Origin of the sequence: Lysobacter sp. OAE881 (genome assembly GCF_040546665.1) — a bacterium.
GTDB lineage: Bacteria > Pseudomonadota > Gammaproteobacteria > Xanthomonadales > Xanthomonadaceae > Lysobacter_J > Lysobacter_J soli.
The window spans coordinates 1,175,638-1,192,080 of record NZ_JBEPOG010000001.1 but is presented as its reverse complement, the minus strand read 5'-3'; the positions used below and the strand labels follow the sequence as shown (position 1 = coordinate 1,192,080).

The window sequence follows — 16,443 nt, the reverse complement described above, 5'->3', positions numbered from 1 at the left end:
ACCGTCTTGCAGGCCCACATTAGATAATTGTGACTGATGTCGCTAAACACTTCTGACCCTCGGCAAAAAAAAAAAAAAAAAAAATCGACCTGGCCCTGGCCGGGCTGGATGCCCGCCGGTCGGTCCCGCCGAAGCAGCTCGGCGAGCCCGCCCCCGATCCCGACACCCTCCTGCGCATGCTCCAGTCGGCCGTCCGCGTGCCCGACCACGGCAAGCGGGTGCCCTTCCGGTTCCTGAGCTTCCGGGGCGAAGCCCGGCACGCGTTCGGCGAGCGCCTGGCCGCCCGCAGCCGCGAGCGCGACCCGGGGGCCAGCGAGGCGGTGTTCGAGAAGGACCGCAGCCGATTCTCGCACGCGCCGCTGGTCGTGGCGGTGATCGGGCAGTTCGGTCCGGACGAAAAGATTCCTGAATCCGAGCGGTTCTCGACCGCCTCGTGCGTCTGCTTCGCCCTCCTCCAGGCCGCCCAGGCGCTGGGCTTTGGCGGGATCTGGCTGACCGGCTGGCTCGCCTACGACGAGCAGGTCGACCGGTGGCTGGGCCTGGGTGAACACGAGCGCGTGGTCGGCTACATCCACATCGGCACGCCGAAGCTCGACGCGCCCGAGCGCGAGCGCCCCGATCCGCGCGACCTGCTGACCGAATGGACGCCGTCGTGAGCGCGCCCGTCGCTCCGTCCGCCACGGCGGCCAGCGGGACGCTGTACCTGGTCGATGCGAGCATGTACGTGTTCCGCGCCTGGCACTCGATGCCCAACGAGTTCCACGACACCGACGGCTGGCCGACCAACGCCGTGCACGGCTTCGCGCGCTTCCTGCTGGAACTGCTCGACCGCGCGCGGCCGCAGCACATCGCCATCGCGTTCGACGAGGCGCTGGATTCGTGTTTCCGCAACGCGATCTATCCCGCCTACAAGGCCAACCGCGAATCGGCGCCGGAAGAGCTGCGACGCCAGTTCGTCCACTGCCGCACGCTGTGCGCGGCGCTGGGCCTGGCGGTGCTCGCACACGGCGAGTACGAGGCCGACGACCTGATCGGCAGCGCCGTCGCGGCCTCGCGTGCGCACGGGTTCCGTTCTGTCATCGTCTCGGCCGACAAGGACCTCTCGCAGCTGCTGGGCGACCACGACGAGCAGTGGGATTTCGCGAAGGGCCAGCGCTGGGGTGCGGCCGGCGTGCCCGAGCGCCATGGCGTGCTCGCGCATCAGATCGCCGACTACCTGGCGCTCACCGGAGACGCGGTCGACAACATCCCCGGCGTGCCCGGCATCGGGTCGAAGACCGCGGCGGCGCTGCTGGGGCATTTCGGCTCGCTCGATGCCCTGCTGGAGCGCGTGGAGGAAGTGCCGTTCCTGCGCCTGCGCGGCGCGGCGTCCACCGCGGCGAAGCTGCGTCTGCATCGCGAACAGGCACTGTTGTGTCGTCAGCTGACGACGATCGCGCTGGATGCGCCGCTGGGCGAAACCTCGCTGCACTTCACGCGTGGCAGTGCGGACGCGGCGATCCTGGGTTCGCTGTGCGATTCGCTGCGCTTCGGCCCGATGACGCGTCGCCGCCTCTACCAGTCCGCCGGCCTCGACTTCGCCCCGTCACAGGCCTCGTAATAGGATCGGACGCAATCGCAACGAGCACCCGCACCGCATGAACGCAAAGCCCACCGGACACGACGACGCCCCCGTGGAAACCCTGTACGAAGGCCCATGGCTGCGCATGCTGCGGCGCGGTCGCTGGGAGTACGTCGAACGCACCACCGGCGAAGGCATGGCGGTGATCGTCATCGCCGTCACCCCGGACGACAAGCTGCTGTTCGTCGAACAGTTCCGCGTCCCGCTGGGCGCGCCGACGATCGAGATGCCCGCGGGCCTGGTCGGCGACAACCACGACACCGATACGCTGGAAGCCGCCGCCGGTCGCGAGCTCATCGAGGAAACCGGCTGGTCGGCGCAGCGGCTGGAAGTGCTGCTGGTCGGCCCGACCTCCGCCGGCATGAGCAGCGAGCGCATCGCCTTCGTGCGTGCGCGCGGATTGACGCGTGTCGGCGCGGGCGGCGGCGTGGACAACGAGAACATCACCGTCCATGAAGTGCCGCGCGCGCAGGCGCCGGCGTGGCTCATGCAGAAACGGCGCGAAGGCTACGAACTGGACCTCAAGCTCTGGGCCGGGCTGTGGATGCTCGAACACAACCCGGACGGCACGCCGGCCGACTGACCCGGAACCCTCCCTCTCCCGTCGGGGGAGAGGGAGCGATGCATGGCGCTCAGCCCTGCATGTCTTCCAGTTCGACGCCGCGCGTTTCGCGCACGGCCTTCAGCACGAACACCAGCGAGAGCAGCGCGAACGTCGCGTACAGACCGTAGGCGAAACTCAGGCCGATTTCCGCCAGCTTCGGGAAGCTCACCGTGATGGCGAAATTCGCCAGCCATTGCGCCGATGCCGCCACCGCGAGCGCGATCGCGCGGATGCGGTTGGGGAACATCTCGCCGAGCAGCACCCACACCATCGGTCCCCAGCTCAGGCCGAAGAACACGACGTAGGCGTTCGCCGACACCAGCGCGACCATGTTCCAGGGCTGCGGCAACGACAGCGACGCGCCGTCGCCGCTGGCCTGCGCGAAGCACAGCGCCATCAGGCCCAGCGTCACCGTCATGCCGACCGAACCGACGACCAGCAGCGGTTTGCGGCCGACCTTGTCGACCAGCGCGATGGCCAGCAGCGTCACCAGCACGTTCACGACCGAGGTCACGACGGTGATGGTGAAGGCATCGGATTCGCTGAAACCGACCGAATGCCACAGCGTGGAGCTGTAGTAGAAGATCACGTTGATGCCGACTGCCTGCTGGAACACCGACAGCGCGATGCCGACCCACACGATGGGCAGCAGGCCCAGGCGCTGGCCGCGCAGATCACGCAGACGCGGGCGCACTTCGCTGGCGAGGCTGCGCTGGATGTCGTGCAGCTTGGCCTCGAGCGCCGGGCCGTTCGGCAGCGCCAGCATCTGGCGCAGCACGTCGCGCGCTTCGTCGATGCGACCCTTCGCGACCAGGTGACGTGGGGATTCGGGAACGCCGAGCACCAGCGTGCCGTAGATCAGCGCCGGCACCGTGGCGACCAGGAACATCCAGCGCCACGCTTCCATACCCAGCCACGCGGGCTTGGACGCGCCGCCGGCCACGCCGGCGATCCAGGCATCGCTGAGCAGCGCCGCGAAGATGCCGAGCACGATCGCCAGCTGCTGCAGCGAACCCAGTCGCCCGCGCACGTGCGCCGGCGAGACTTCGGCGATGTACGCCGGCGCGATCACCGACGCCACGCCGATGCCGACGCCGCCGACGAAACGCCACGCGATGAGGTCCCACAACCCGACGACCAGCCCCGAGCCCAGCGCGCTGGCGAACAGCAACACCGCCGCCACCTGCATCGTGCGCACGCGGCCCCAGCGGTCGGCGACGGGCCCGGCGTACCACGCGCCCAGCGCCGCGCCGAGCAACGCGCACGACACCGCGAAACCGATGCGCGCCGCGTCCAGCGCGAAGCCGCCGCGGACCGCATCGACCGCGCCGTTGATCACCGCCGAATCGAAGCCGAACAAAAAGCCGCCCATCGCAGCGGCCAGGGAAACCAGCACCACGCGCGAAGTGGCGTGCTGCTGCGCTTGCATCGTCGTATCCATCGTCTCTCCGGAGCGCCCACGATGGGCGCCGTGCGCGGCCGATTGTGCGTGGCCGCGCGCGCAGCGGAAGGCTTGAATACGTATGCAGTCGCCGGGGCCGGGCGTTCCGGCCCCGGGCTTTCAGAAAAAGTCAGCGGGCGAAGCGGTCGGTGGCGCGCACCAGGGCATCGACGTTTTCCGCTTCGAACGCGGAGTGCCCGGATGCCGGAGTGATCTCCAGGTCCGCTTTCGGCCACGCTTTTTTCAGGTCCCAAGCGTTGGCGACCGGGCACACGACGTCGTAGCGGCCATGCACGATCACGCCCGGGATGTCCGCGATGCGATGCGCGTCGCGGAGCAACTGATCGTCGACTTCGAAAAATCCGCTGTTGACGAAGTAGTGGTTTTCGATACGCGCGAACGCGAGCGCGAACTGCGGATCCTCATGGCTCGCCGCGAAATCCGGATCGACGTGCAGGAAGCTCGTCGCGCCTTCCCACACGCTCCATGCCTTGGCGGCGGCCAGTCGCGTGGCTTCGTCCGGAGAGGTCAGGCGGCGATGGAACGCGCTGATGAGATCGTGGCGCTCGACGACCGGAATCGCCGACAGGTAGTGCTCCCAGGCATCGGGGAACAGGCGCGAGGCGCCTTCCTGGTAGAACCACTCCAGTTCCCAGCGACGCAGCATGAAGATGCCGCGCAGCACCAGTTCGGTCACGCGCTGCGGATGCGCCTGCGCGTAGGCGAGCGCGAGCGTGGAGCCCCACGACCCGCCGAACACCTGCCACGTGTCGATGCCGAGCTTGCCGCGCAGGCGTTCGATGTCGGCGACCAGGTCCCACGTGGTGTTGTCGACCAGGTCGGCGTGCGGCGTCGAGCGCCCGCTGCCGCGCTGGTCGAACAGCACGATGCGGTAGCGCGCCGGATCGTGGAAACGCCGCATCTTCGCGCTGCAGCCCGCGCCCGGACCGCCGTGCAGCAGCACGACGGGCTTGCCGTCGGGATTGCCGCACTGCTCGTAGTACAGCATGTGCCGGTCGTCGACCTTGAGCGTGCCGGTGTCGAAGGGTTCGATCTCGGGGTAAAGCGTGCGCATCGCGGGGTCTCGCCAAATGAGTGGCGAAATTCTAGCGCGCACGAGCCGACGACCTTTTCTCGGCGAACGAATTTTTAAGAACCGTCCGATGTGGACTGCGAAACGCCGCGGGTTTACTGCGCGCCCCGGCGACCGCCGGGAAGCCCCCACAAGGAAACACCCGTGAAGAAGTCCCTCCTCGCCGTGGCGCTCGCCGCCGCTCCCTTCCTCGCCAACGCCAGCGAATCCAACGGCATCGGCTACGACTACGCCCAGCTCGACTACACCTACCAGGATGCAAGCGGTCCGTATCTCAACGGCGGCACGCTGAGCGGCTCGTACTCGTTCAACGACAACGTGTTCGGCACGGCCAGCTACGGCAAGGTCACCGACGCATACAACGACTGGTTCTCCGACGCGCGCGTGCACGTCAAGTCGGAAGCCTGGTCGCTGGGCGTCGGCATGAACACCGCCATCGGCTCGCGCGCCGACTGGGTGTCGCAGATCGCCTACGTCGACAACGACATCAGCGCCCGCGTGCACCACGACGTGTGCCCGGACTGCAACGCAAGCGTGAACTACAAGGGTGGCAAGATCAGCACCGGCATCATGGGGCGCGTGACCGACCAGCTCACCGCAAACGCCTACCTGGGCTACGAGGACTACGATCACGGCTACGAAGGCAACTACTTCGCCGACTTCGGCGTGGTCTATGCCTTCAACTCGACCTGGGGCCTGCACAGCAGCCTGACGCTGGCCGACGGCAGCGATACGTACAACATCGGCGTTCGCGCCAGCTTCTGATCGCCTTCGCGATCGGTACGACCAAGCCCGCTCCGGCGGGCTTTCTCGTTGGCGTCGTCAGCGACGTCGCCCGAGCGTGACGCGATCGCGATGTTCCCAGTCCTGCACCGTCTCGACTGCCTCCAAGCCTGCGCGCGCGAACACCTCGCGAACGGCGTTGCCCTGATCCCACCCGTGCTCCACCAGCAACCAGCCGCCTTCCAGCAGATGCGTCGGCGCTGCCGCAGCGATGCGCCGGATGTCGTCGAGCCCGTCCGCACCCGAAGCCAACGCGCTCGCCGGTTCGAAGCGAAGATCGCCCTGCCCCAGATGCACGTCGTCGTTGGCGATGTACGGCGGGTTGCTTGCGATCAGGTCGAAGCGCTCGCCCGCCAGCGGCGCGAGCCAGTCGCCTTCGCGAAAGTCCACGCGCGACAGCCCCAGCGCCTGCGCATTGGCCCTTGCGACGACGAGCGCCTCCGCGCTGGCGTCGGTCGCCACGACCTGCGCCAGCGGACGGTCGAACGCGATCGCCAGGGCGATGGCGCCGGTACCCGTGCCGAGGTCGGCCACGCGCAGCGGCACGCCTTCCGGCAGTCGGTCGAGGGCGAGTTCGACCAGGCGCTCGGTTTCCGGCCGCGGGATCAGCGTCGCCGGGGTCACCGCCAGGTCGAAGCGCCAGAAGCCGCGGTGGCCGATCAGGTACGCGACCGGCTCACCGGCCAGCCGGCGGTCGATCAGGCGGTTGAATTCGGCGACATGGGCAGCTGAAGGGGCGTCGTCGCGATGCGTGTACAGCCACGTCGGCCCGACGCCGAGCACGTGGGCGAGCAGGCGTTCGGCTTCGGGGAGGGCTTCGTCGCCGGGCAAGCGGGCGGCGGCCTCGGCCAGCAGCCGGCCGACCGTCATCCGGGGAGGCTCGACGCCTGTTGGAGGGGATTCATGCATCTGGCCATTTTCGCGTGCCGCCGCGCCCGCCGGGGAGCCTTGCGACGGCCGGCGGCGCCCCGCATGTCGAATAGGAGCGGCTTCTATCGTTGAACCAATTCAATAGTCAATGCCTATTGAATCAATTTCATCAATCAACTTGATGGATTGGATTGGTCTGCTTACCCTGTCCGCACTGGTTTTTACCCCTCACCCACCCAGCCAAAGGAACCTCCTATGTCGCTGATCAACACCGAAGTCCTGCCGTTCAAGGCCACCGCCTATAAGGCCGGTGAGTTCATTGAAGTCACCAATGCCGACCTGAAGGGCAAGTGGTCCGTCGTGTTCTTCTACCCGGCCGACTTCACCTTCGTCTGCCCGACCGAGCTGGGCGACCTCGCCGACAACTACGCCGACTTCCAGAAGCTGGGCGTCGAGATTTACGGCGTGTCGACCGACACCCACTTCACCCACAAGGCGTGGCACGACACCTCCGACACGATCAAGAAGATCCAGTACCCGCTGGTCGGCGACCCGACGGGCGTCATCACCCGCAACTTCGGCGTGATGATCGAAGAAGCCGGCCTGGCCGATCGCGGCACGTTCGTGATCGATCCGGAAGGCAAGATCCAGCTGGTCGAGATCAACGCCGGTGGCATCGGCCGCGACGCGGGCGAGCTGCTGCGCAAGGTCAAGGCCGCCCAGTACGTCGCCGCGCATCCGGGCGAGGTCTGCCCGGCCAAGTGGAAGGAAGGCGAGCAGACCCTGAAGCCGTCGCTGGACCTGGTCGGCAAGATCTGACGACCCACGCCGCGCCCTGATCGCAGGGCGCGGCACGGACGGGGCGGGCCGCAACCGGCCCCGCCCTGCTCCACCGCCTCCCGCACGGAGGCGCGCCGGTCGCCAGGCGACCTCTCTCTTTTCGAATGTCGCGACGCCCGGGTTCTCTCCCTCCCTCCACCCGGGCGCTCGCGGCGTTCATCCCCACGAAACACATTGGAGTCATCGCATGTTGGACGCCGATCTCAAGACCCAGTTGAAGGCCTACCTCGAAAAGGTCACGCAGCCGATCGAGCTCGTCGCCTCGCTCGATGACGGCGACAAGTCGCGCGAGCTGGAAGGCCTGCTGCGGGACATCGCCGCACTCTCGGACAGGATTTCCTATTCGCGCCGCGACGACGATGCGCGCCGCCCGTCCTTCGCGATCAACCGCGCCGGCACGGACGTGGGCGTGAGCTTTGCCGGCATTCCGATGGGCCACGAGTTCACCTCGCTCGTGCTCGCCCTGCTGCAGGTCGGCGGGCATCCGTCCAAGGCCGCGCCGGAGCTGCTGGAGCAGGTGCGCGACCTGGAAGGCGAATACCACTTCGAAACCTATTTCTCGCTCTCGTGCCAGAACTGCCCGGACACCGTGCAGGCGCTGAATCTCATGAGCGTGATCAACCCCAACATCCACCACGTCGCCATCGACGGCGCGCTGTTCCAGGACGAGGTCGAGCAGCGCCAGATCATGTCGGTGCCGACGGTGCTGCTCAACGGCCAGCCGTTCGACCAGGGCCGCATGACGATCGAACAGATCATGGCCAAGCTCGACACCGGCGCATCGACGCGCGATGCCGAGAAGATCAAGGCCAAGGACGCGTTCGACGTGCTCGTGATCGGCGGCGGTCCGGCCGGCGCCGCGGCGGCGATCTACGCCGCGCGCAAGGGCATCCGCACGGGCGTGGCGGCCGAGCGCTTCGGCGGCCAGGTGCTGGACACGATGGCGATCGAGAACTTCATCTCCGTCACCTACACCGAAGGTCCCAAGCTCGCGTCCGCGCTCGAACAGCACGTGCGCGAGTACGACGTCGACATCATGAACCTGCAGCGCGCGAGCAAGCTGATTCCGGCGAGCGAGCCGGGCGGCCTGATCGAAGTGCAGCTGGAGAACGGTGCGTCGCTGAAGTCGCGCAGCGTGGTGCTGTCGACCGGTGCGCGCTGGCGCCAGATGAACGTGCCGGGCGAGCAGGAATACCGCAACAAGGGCGTGGCGTACTGCCCGCACTGCGACGGCCCGCTGTTCAAGGGCAAGCGCGTGGCGGTGATCGGCGGCGGCAACTCGGGCGTCGAGGCCGCGATCGACCTGGCGGGCATCGTTTCGCACGTCACGCTGATCGAGTTCGACGGCCAGCTGCGCGCCGACGAGGTGCTGCAGCGCAAGCTGCGTTCGCTGGCGAACGTCACGGTCATCACCAACGGGCAGACGACCGAAGTGCTCGGCGACGGCCAGAAGGTGACCGGCCTGATTTACAAGGACCGCGTTTCGGGCGACCCGATCCAGGTCGACCTGGAAGGCATCTTCGTGCAGATCGGCCTGTTGCCGAACACCGAATGGCTGAAGGGCGCCGTGGCGCTGTCGCCGCGCGGCGAAATCGAGGTCGATTCGCACGGCCGCACGTCGGTGCCGGGCGTGTTCGCCGCCGGCGACGCCACGACCACGCCGTTCAAGCAGATCGTCATCGCGATGGGTGAAGGCTCGAAGGCCGCGCTGAGCGCCTTCGACCACCTGATCCGCACCAGCGCACCGGCGCAGGCCACCGCCGCCGCGGCATAAGGAACCGGCCGCGCCGCTCCCCTGCTTGCGGGGGAGCGGCGCGAGGCCGATGCTTCGCCTACCACGCAGCATCCACGCAGTCTCCGACGCGAGGGACCCGCCTTGAACCTGCGCGATCTCAAGTACCTGGTGGCCCTGGCCGACCACAAGCATTTCGGTCGCGCCGCCGCGGCCAGCTTCGTCAGCCAGCCGACGCTGTCGACCCAGATCAAGAAGCTCGAGGACGAACTCGGCGTCGCACTCGTCGAACGCGCACCGCGTCGCGTGATGCTCACGCCGGTCGGGCGCGAAGTCGCCGAACGCGCGCGCAAGGTCATCGCCGACGTGGAGCAGATGGCGGAGATCGCGCGCCGCAGCCAGGATCCCGAAGCGGGCACTGTTCGCCTGGGCCTGTTCCCCACGCTCGGTCCCTACCTGCTGCCGCACGTCGTGCCGCGGCTGCGCCAGCGTTTCCCGCGCCTGGAACTGCTGCTGATCGAAGAGAAGACCGACCAGATCCTGCAGCGCCTGCGCGACGGGCGGCTCGACGCGGGCCTGCTCGCCTTGCCGATCCACGACGACCAGCTGCACGTGGAAGTGCTGTTCGACGAGCCCTTCGTGCTGGCGGTGCCGCAACAGCACTCGATGGCCGAACACGATTCGCTCGAACTGGGCGACCTCGACCACCAGCACCTGCTGCTGCTCGAGGAAGGCCACTGCCTGCGCGACCAGGCGCTGGACGTCTGCCACATGGCGGGCGCCGACGAACGCGACGGCTTCCGCGCGACCAGCCTGGAAACGCTGCGGCAAATGGTCGCCGCCGGCGTCGGCATCACGCTGCTGCCGGTGCTCGCGGTGCAGCCTCCGGTGCCGTCCTCCCCCGACATCCACCTGCTGCGTTTCCGCGGCCAGCCGCCGCACCGGCAGATCGCGATGGTGTGGCGCCGCAGCTCGGCCATGGGCGACTTCCTGATGCAGCTGGCCGCCGAATTCCGCAAGTTGCCCGAGCAACTGCTGCGCCCGCCTCAACCGGCGCCGTCGCAGGACAGCCGGCTCTGATCAGCCACGCCTGATCACTCCATCTGCGTCTGCCCCAGCCGGTAACGCGTGAGCAGCGTCGTGCTCACCAGCATGACGATGACCAGCAACGTGCATCCGGCGTGGACGCGCCGGTTCGTCGTCCACGCGCACCAGATCATCAGGCCGATGCCGAGCACCTGCACGAGGCGGAACGGCACGATCAGCGAGCGCAGACCCATCGCCGATTCCAGCACCAGCGCCCACGCGCCGGCTGCTGCCAGCAGGCCGAAGAAGACGGTGCGCGTGTCGTAGTAGTGGCGTTCCACGTCGATGGTGCCGTCGACGAGTTCCGGCAGCAGCACGTGGCTGGCGATCACCAGCGTGGCCGGGCCGAGCAGCACGAACGCGAAGCCGGTGTAGGTCCATTCGGCGACGCCGCGCATCATCCAGAACGACCACCACATCTGGATGTGCAGGCCGATCATCAGCACCAGCCAGATCGCGTGCAGCCAGTAGAACTTCACGCGACAGCGCACCTGCACCATGTTGCCGATGCCCGCGAACAGCTGCGTCAGGCCCAGTCCGAGCACCATGGACACCATCACCGACAGGTAATTGAAAGCGTCCATCGGCCCGACCTCGCAAGGTGGACTGGCATGTCGTGGCGCGCGATGCCGGCGCGCCGCGAAGGATCAGTAGTGCAGCAGCGACTGCAGCGGCACGCCCTGCGGCCAGCGCGAACGGCCGCCCAGCGCGTCCAGTTCGATCAACACGCTCGCGCCGACGAGGTTCGCGCCGAGCTTGCCGACCAGCTCGCGCGCGGCCGCCAGCGTGCCGCCGGTGGCGAGCACGTCGTCCACGATCAGCGTGCGCTCGCCCGGGCGCAGCGCGTCGTTGCGCGCCTGCAGCCGGTCGGTGCCGTATTCCAGCGCGTAATCCACCTCGACCAGCGGCGGCGGGAGCTTGCCCGGCTTGCGCAGCGGTACGAAGCCGGCATGCAGCTTCTGCGCAAGCGCCGCGCCGAAGATGAAACCGCGCGACTCGATCCCGCACACCGCCTGCACTTCGCTGCCCTGCCACGGCTCGGCCATCGCGTCGATGCAGCGCGCGAAACCGCCGGCGTCGGCCAGCAGCGGGGTGACGTCGCGGAAGGTCACGCCGGGCTTTGGGAAGTCGGCGACGGCGCGGATGAGCGAATCGAAATCGAAGGACATGGCGCGGGGCCCATGAAACGGCCGGTCACGATACCGGAAAGCGCCGTTCAGGCCGGAAGCCAGCCCTGTGACGCGTCCGGGGCTTCGTCGTCGTCCGGAAGCGCTTCGACCGGCTGGTTCAGCGGGAGCGTGTCGACGATGTCCTTCGCCTGCGGCCAGACGACGTCGGGCACGCAGACCAGGATGGTCCCGAACAGCGGCAGCTCGCCCATCCCGCCGGTCAGCGCCTCGCCCTGCAGGAAGACGGGGATTTCCTCGGCTTCCAGCGCGTGCCGCACCAGGTGCGCGTCGATCAGGTTCGCGGCTTGGTAGACGATTTTCATGGCGATGCTCCCGGCAGCGGCCTTCGTAGAGGCTCGCCGACAGCATACGCCCGGCCTGAACACGCCGAAGCGGTGGCCGCGCGCCACAACGGGGATGACGGCGGGGACCGGCCGCACCGGCTAAACTTGCCGGTCTTCCCCGCCTGGCTTCAAGCATGTCCGCTACGCCCCACCACGCCGCTCCCGCCAATCCGTCCGCCCCCGAGTCCGCCGCACCCGCGAAGCAGGACTTCATCCGGCAGATCGTTCGCGAGGACCTGGCCAGCGGCAAGCACCAGGCGATCCGCACGCGTTTCCCGCCCGAGCCCAACGGCTACCTGCACATCGGTCATGCCAAGGCGATCTGCCTGGACTTCGGCATCGCGGCGGAGTTCGGCGGAGACTGCAACCTGCGCCTGGACGACACGAACCCGGTGAAGGAAGACCCCGAGTACGTCCGCGCGATCCAGGACGACGTGCGCTGGCTCGGCTTCGAGTGGCACGACCTGCGCCACGCCTCGGACTACTTCGGCGTCCTCTACCTCGCCGGCGAGAAGCTGATCCGCCAGGGCGACGCGTTCGTGTGCGACCTCACGCCGGAACAGGTGCGTGAATACCGCGGCACCCTGACCGAGCCGGGGCGCGAGTCGCCGTTCCGCAACCGCAGCGTCGAGGAAAACCTTGATCTTTTCCGCCGCATGCGCGCCGGCGAGTTCCCGGACGGCACGCGCACGCTGCGGGCGAAGATCGACATGGCCAGCGGCAACATGAACCTGCGCGATCCCGCGCTGTACCGCATCAAGCACGTAGAGCACCAGAACACCGGCCGCGAGTGGCCGATCTACCCGATGTACGACTTCGCGCACTCGCTCAGCGACGCGGTCGAAGGCATCACGCATTCGCTGTGCACGCTGGAATTCGAGGACCATCGCCCGCTGTACGACTGGTGCGTGGACAAGGTGGACCTGGCGAATTCGCCGGACCTGCTCGAACCGGTGCTGTCGAAGGGCTACCCGAAGGAAGCCAGCAAGCCGCGCCAGATCGAGTTCTCGCGCCTGAACTTCAACTACCTGGTGATGAGCAAGCGCAAGCTGCTGGCGCTGGTGAACGAAGGTCTGGTCGATGGCTGGGACGATCCGCGCATGCCGACGCTGCAGGGCATCCGCCGCCGCGGCTACACGCCGAGCGCGCTGCGCCTGATGGTCGACCGCGTCGGCATCAGCAAGCAGAACTCGCTGCTCGACATCTCCATCCTGGAAGGCGCGCTGCGCGACGACCTCGACGCCGCGGCGCAGCGCCGCATGACAGTGATCGATCCGCTGAAGCTGGTCATCACCAACCTGCCGGCGACGCACGAGGAATCGCTGACGTTCCCGAACCATCCCAAGGACGAGAGCGCCGGCACGCGCAGCGTTCCGTTCTCCAACGAGTTGTGGATCGAACGCGAGGACTTCGAGGAAGTGCCGCCGAAGGGCTTCAAGCGCCTGATCCCGGGCGGCGAAGTGCGCCTGCGCGGCGCCGGCATCTTCCGCTGCGATGAAGTGATCAAGGACGGCGATACGGTCGTGGAGATCCGCGGCGAACTCGATCCCGAATCGCGCCCCGGCATGGCCGGCGCAGATCGCAAGATCAAGGGCACGATCCACTGGGTGAGCGCGAAGCACGCGGTGAAGGCCGAAGTGCGCCTGTACGACCGCCTGTTCCTCGTGCCCGATCCGGACAACGACGAAGGCGGCAAGACGTACAAGGATTACCTGAACCCCGACTCGCGTCGCACCGTCACCGGCTACGTCGAACCGGCGGCGGCGAACGCGAACCCGGAGCAGTCGTTCCAGTTCGAGCGCATCGGCTACTTCGTGGCCGACCGCTTCGATCACCGCAGCGACGCGCCGGTGTTCAACCGCAGCGTCACGCTGCGCGACACCTGGACCACGAAGGGCTGATCGACAAGGAGCACGCCATGCGCCGCCTGCTGACCGCACTGCTGGTTTCGTCCCTGCTCGCGCTCGCCGCGTGCGCGCCGCATTCGGAGAACGCGATCGCTGCCACGCCTGCAGCGGATGCGGCGCAGTCCGCCGCGCCCCAGCCAACGCGCGCACGTGCCCCCGAGCCCGCGCCGAAGAAGCGCCAGGCCGAGCCGGCCGGCACGCCCGTCAAGCTCGATTTCAGCTGCAAGACCGACGCCGATTGCGCGGTGAAGAACGTCGGCAACTGCTGCGGCGCCAAGCCCGCATGCGTCAACGCGAACAGCCCGACCGATCCGGAAGGCGTCAAGGCCGAGTGCGCGCGCAAGGGGATGATGGCGATGTGCGGCTTCAAGGCCATCGAGGGCTGCACGTGCGAGCAGGGCCAGTGCAAGGACAAGATCGCCGAAGCGGAAGCGGTGCACTGATGCTCTACGCGCAGGTTCATCTCACGCTGCCGGCATGGGTGCACGAGTCGGTCGATACGCAGCGCCTGTACGTCGGCGATGCCGCCAAGGTCGAACTCGCCATCGCGCTGTCGCGCATGAACATCGAGGCCGGAAGCGGCGGGCCGTTCGGCGCGGCGGTGTTCGGACCGGACGAGCACATCATCTCCGTCGGCGTGAACCGCGTGCTGCCGCACACGTGCTCGCTCGCGCACGCCGAAACGATGGCGTACATGCTCGCCCAGCAGCGCACGCAGCGCGCACGCCTGAACGAGGACGCGATCGGCGAGCGCCTCGGCCCCATCACGTTGGCGACCTCGTCGCAGCCGTGCTGCCAATGCTATGGCGCGACGATCTGGGCCGGCGTCGATCGCCTGGTCATCGGCGCGCGCAGCGAGGACGTCGAAACGCTCACCGAATTCGACGAAGGCCCGCTGCCGGCCGACTGGATCGGCGAACTCGAACGCCGCGGGATCGAAGTCGTGCGCGACGTGCATCGCGACCTCGCACGCGACGTGCTTCGCGCGTACGGCGAGTCCGGCGGCGAGCGCTACTGACGCACGCACCCACATGACTACGCCAGGCGACGCCCTGCTCTGCTACTGCCGCCCCGGCTTCGAGCCCGAACTCGCGGCCGAACTCAACGAGCGCGCCGCGCTCGCCGGCCATCCGGGCTATGCGCGCACCGATCGCAACAGCGGCTACGTCGAGTTCCTTGGCGCCGACGCCGGCGCGCTGAGCCAGGCGCTTCCGTTCCAGTCCCTGATCTTCGCGCGGCAGAAGCTCACGCGGATCGCCGAATTGCGCGATCTCGACCCGAAGGACCGCATCACGCCGATCCTGCGCGCGCTCGAGACCACGCTGGGCAACGCGCACACCTTCGGCGAGCTGTGGGTCGAGCATCCCGATTCCGACGAAGCCAAGCCGCTTGCGGGTCTCGCGCGCGCGTTCGGCAACGCGCTGCGTCCGGTGCTGCGGAAGAACGGCTGGCTCAAGCAGTTCGACGATTCGCGGCGCGCACGGCTGCATGTCGTCTTCCTCGCCGGCGACCACGTGCTGCTCGCGGTCGGCGAAGCCGGCGACAGCGCGCCGTGGCCGCTCGGCATCCCGCGTCTGCGTATGCACGCCGACGCGCCCAGCCGTTCTGCGCTGAAGCTGGAAGAAGCGCTGATGGTGCTGATGACCGAGAAGGAGCGCGAGCGCCTGTTTCGTGAAGGCATGCGCGGCGCGGATCTCGGCGCGGCCCCCGGCGGCTGGACCTGGGTGATGGTGCGCCAGGGTCTGAAGATGATCTCGGTCGACAACGGGCCGTTGCGCGAGCACCTGCTCGAAAGCGGCCGCGTCGAGCACCTGCGCGAGGACGGCTTCCACTGGCAGCCGCGCGCGCCGCTGGACTGGATGGTGTGCGACATGGTCGAACAGCCGCGTCGCGTCGCCGAACGCATGGGCACCTGGTTCCGCGAAGGCTGGTGCAGGCACGCGATCTTCAACCTGAAGCTGCCGATGAAGAAGCGCTGGGACGAGACGCGCCTGTGCCTATCGCTGTTCGAGGAAGGCGCCGGCAAACCGCTGCTCGTGCGCGCGCGCCAGCTGTACCACGACCGCGAAGAGATCACCGTGTTCGCGACGCCGCCTTCGACCGCGCGATGACGCTGCACTCACGTGGATGAACGTCCGGTGTCGCGCTTTCATGCGCGCGACCGGATTTGACCTGCGGTTGATCCGGGCGGGACTAGCGTCGGCCCGTCCCACCAGCGAGGTCCAATGACATGAAGTCCACGCATCACTCCAGTCCCACGCTGCTCGCGATCGCGCTCGTCGCCGTGCTCGGCGTCGCCGGTCCCGCCGCGGCACAACGCACGCAGGGCGAGCCGGCCAAGTCGAAGGTGCAGGCCGAGGCAGCCGCCGAGGTCGCTTCCGATCAGGCCGAAGCGGCGCGCGCCAGCGCAGAGACCGCACGCCAGGCGACCAGCGTCAGCGGCGGCGTCTACACCACGATCAACCAGCAGGCCGATGCGGCGAATAAGGCCGCCAATCAGGCGGTCAACGCGGCGCACGACGCGCGCAGCGCGCAGTCCGCCGCTCAGAGCTCGGCCAATCCGAAGCAGGGCGCGGCTGAAGCGCGCGAGGCGGCCAGTGCCGCCACGAGCGCGAGCCTGCAGGCGCAGGCCTCGGCCGACAGCGCGGTGCAGCAGGCCTATCCGCAGCCAGCTCCGGCGCGGGCGCCGGCCTATACCGGCGCGCAGCCGAAGCAGGAAGTCCATGCGACTTCCAGCCCGCCGAACTCGACCCTGGCCAACAAGGTGAACTTCGAAGCGCTCGATGCGAACCGCGATGGCTCGCTGAGCAAGACGGAGGTCAGCAGCGAGACGACGATCTCGACCGACTTCAACAAGATCGACGCGAACCACGACGGTCGCATCACCAAGGCGGAGCTTGCCGGCGGTAAGTGATCCATCGAAACCGCGGGCGACGGCGAACCCCTCCCGGGC

18 protein-coding genes are annotated in these 16,443 nt (G+C 68.1%); 12 read left to right on the top strand and 6 right to left on the bottom strand.

Annotated features, from left to right (window positions below; translation table 11 throughout):
- Window positions 1–83 precede the first annotated feature (83 nt).
- Genes ABIE51_RS05520 through ABIE51_RS05510 form a run of 3 tightly spaced genes read left to right on the top strand, consistent with a single transcriptional unit; the run spans window position 84 to window position 2,204 of the window.
- Window positions 84–656, top strand: a complete 573-nt coding sequence (locus ABIE51_RS05520; RefSeq protein ID WP_354504813.1) for a nitroreductase family protein — start codon at window positions 84–86, stop codon at window positions 654–656.
- A complete protein-coding gene (locus ABIE51_RS05515; protein WP_192632515.1) occupies window positions 641–1,600 on the top strand; it encodes a 5'-3' exonuclease H3TH domain-containing protein in 960 nt (319 codons plus the stop codon). The genes ABIE51_RS05520 and ABIE51_RS05515 overlap by 16 nt, the downstream gene beginning before the upstream one ends.
- 37 nt (window positions 1,601–1,637) lie before the next feature.
- Window positions 1,638–2,204, top strand: coding sequence for an NUDIX hydrolase (locus ABIE51_RS05510; protein WP_192632514.1), 567 nt, complete (start codon window positions 1,638–1,640; stop codon window positions 2,202–2,204).
- A gap of 49 nt (window positions 2,205–2,253) precedes the next feature.
- Here the strand turns inward: ABIE51_RS05510 and ABIE51_RS05505 are convergent, their stop codons facing one another.
- Entirely contained in the window at window positions 2,254–3,666 is a 1,413-nt protein-coding gene (locus tag ABIE51_RS05505) for a sugar porter family MFS transporter (protein ID WP_192632513.1), read from the bottom strand.
- A gap of 130 nt (window positions 3,667–3,796) precedes the next feature.
- On the bottom strand, window positions 3,797–4,741 hold the full coding sequence (gene pip, locus ABIE51_RS05500) for a prolyl aminopeptidase (RefSeq protein ID WP_192632512.1): 945 nt from the start codon (window positions 4,739–4,741) through the stop codon (window positions 3,797–3,799).
- A 162-nt stretch (window positions 4,742–4,903) separates the two neighbouring features.
- On the opposite strand from pip, the gene ABIE51_RS05495 reads away from it, so the two are divergent.
- Entirely contained in the window at window positions 4,904–5,524 is a 621-nt protein-coding gene (locus tag ABIE51_RS05495; RefSeq protein WP_192632511.1) for a hypothetical protein, read from the top strand.
- A 57-nt stretch (window positions 5,525–5,581) separates the two neighbouring features.
- Here ABIE51_RS05495 and prmC read toward each other — a convergent pair whose 3' ends face one another.
- The gene (gene prmC / locus ABIE51_RS05490) at window positions 5,582–6,412 is read right to left on the bottom strand and encodes a peptide chain release factor N(5)-glutamine methyltransferase (protein ID WP_192632510.1); all 831 of its coding nucleotides are present in this window, start codon (window positions 6,410–6,412) and stop codon (window positions 5,582–5,584) included.
- Between the two features lie 255 nt (window positions 6,413–6,667).
- Here prmC and ahpC point away from each other — a divergent pair, with 255 nt between their 5' ends.
- From ahpC to ABIE51_RS05475, 3 genes are all read left to right on the top strand, one after another.
- Complete coding sequence (gene ahpC / locus ABIE51_RS05485; RefSeq protein WP_192632509.1) at window positions 6,668–7,231, top strand: alkyl hydroperoxide reductase subunit C; 564 nt, start codon at window positions 6,668–6,670, stop codon at window positions 7,229–7,231.
- A gap of 208 nt (window positions 7,232–7,439) precedes the next feature.
- Window positions 7,440–9,026, top strand: coding sequence for an alkyl hydroperoxide reductase subunit F (gene ahpF, locus ABIE51_RS05480; protein WP_192632508.1), 1,587 nt, complete (start codon window positions 7,440–7,442; stop codon window positions 9,024–9,026).
- A 102-nt stretch (window positions 9,027–9,128) separates the two neighbouring features.
- On the top strand, window positions 9,129–10,064 hold the full coding sequence (locus tag ABIE51_RS05475) for a LysR substrate-binding domain-containing protein (RefSeq protein WP_115843597.1): 936 nt from the start codon (window positions 9,129–9,131) through the stop codon (window positions 10,062–10,064).
- Between the two features lie 14 nt (window positions 10,065–10,078).
- Here ABIE51_RS05475 and ABIE51_RS05470 read toward each other — a convergent pair whose 3' ends face one another.
- The 3 genes from ABIE51_RS05470 to ABIE51_RS05460 form a co-directional block, all read right to left on the bottom strand.
- A complete protein-coding gene (locus tag ABIE51_RS05470) occupies window positions 10,079–10,654 on the bottom strand; it encodes a hypothetical protein (RefSeq protein WP_192632507.1) in 576 nt (191 codons plus the stop codon).
- Between the two features lie 63 nt (window positions 10,655–10,717).
- The gene (locus ABIE51_RS05465) at window positions 10,718–11,239 is read right to left on the bottom strand and encodes an adenine phosphoribosyltransferase (RefSeq protein WP_192632506.1); all 522 of its coding nucleotides are present in this window, start codon (window positions 11,237–11,239) and stop codon (window positions 10,718–10,720) included.
- A 47-nt stretch (window positions 11,240–11,286) separates the two neighbouring features.
- A complete protein-coding gene (locus tag ABIE51_RS05460) occupies window positions 11,287–11,562 on the bottom strand; it encodes a putative signal transducing protein (protein WP_192632505.1) in 276 nt (91 codons plus the stop codon).
- Between the two features lie 155 nt (window positions 11,563–11,717).
- Here ABIE51_RS05460 and ABIE51_RS05455 point away from each other — a divergent pair, with 155 nt between their 5' ends.
- The 5 genes from ABIE51_RS05455 (at window position 11,718) to ABIE51_RS05435 (ending at window position 16,404) form a co-directional block, all read left to right on the top strand.
- Complete coding sequence (locus ABIE51_RS05455; protein ID WP_192632504.1) at window positions 11,718–13,484, top strand: glutamine--tRNA ligase/YqeY domain fusion protein; 1,767 nt, start codon at window positions 11,718–11,720, stop codon at window positions 13,482–13,484.
- A gap of 17 nt (window positions 13,485–13,501) precedes the next feature.
- On the top strand, window positions 13,502–13,933 hold the full coding sequence (locus ABIE51_RS05450) for a hypothetical protein (RefSeq protein ID WP_192632503.1): 432 nt from the start codon (window positions 13,502–13,504) through the stop codon (window positions 13,931–13,933).
- On the top strand, window positions 13,933–14,508 hold the full coding sequence (locus ABIE51_RS05445) for a nucleoside deaminase (protein ID WP_192632502.1): 576 nt from the start codon (window positions 13,933–13,935) through the stop codon (window positions 14,506–14,508). The genes ABIE51_RS05450 and ABIE51_RS05445 overlap by 1 nt, the downstream gene beginning before the upstream one ends.
- A gap of 13 nt (window positions 14,509–14,521) precedes the next feature.
- A complete protein-coding gene (gene rlmM, locus ABIE51_RS05440; RefSeq protein ID WP_192632501.1) occupies window positions 14,522–15,601 on the top strand; it encodes a 23S rRNA (cytidine(2498)-2'-O)-methyltransferase RlmM in 1,080 nt (359 codons plus the stop codon).
- Between the two features lie 119 nt (window positions 15,602–15,720).
- Entirely contained in the window at window positions 15,721–16,404 is a 684-nt protein-coding gene (locus ABIE51_RS05435; protein WP_192632500.1) for an EF-hand domain-containing protein, read from the top strand.
- Window positions 16,405–16,443 lie beyond the last annotated feature (39 nt).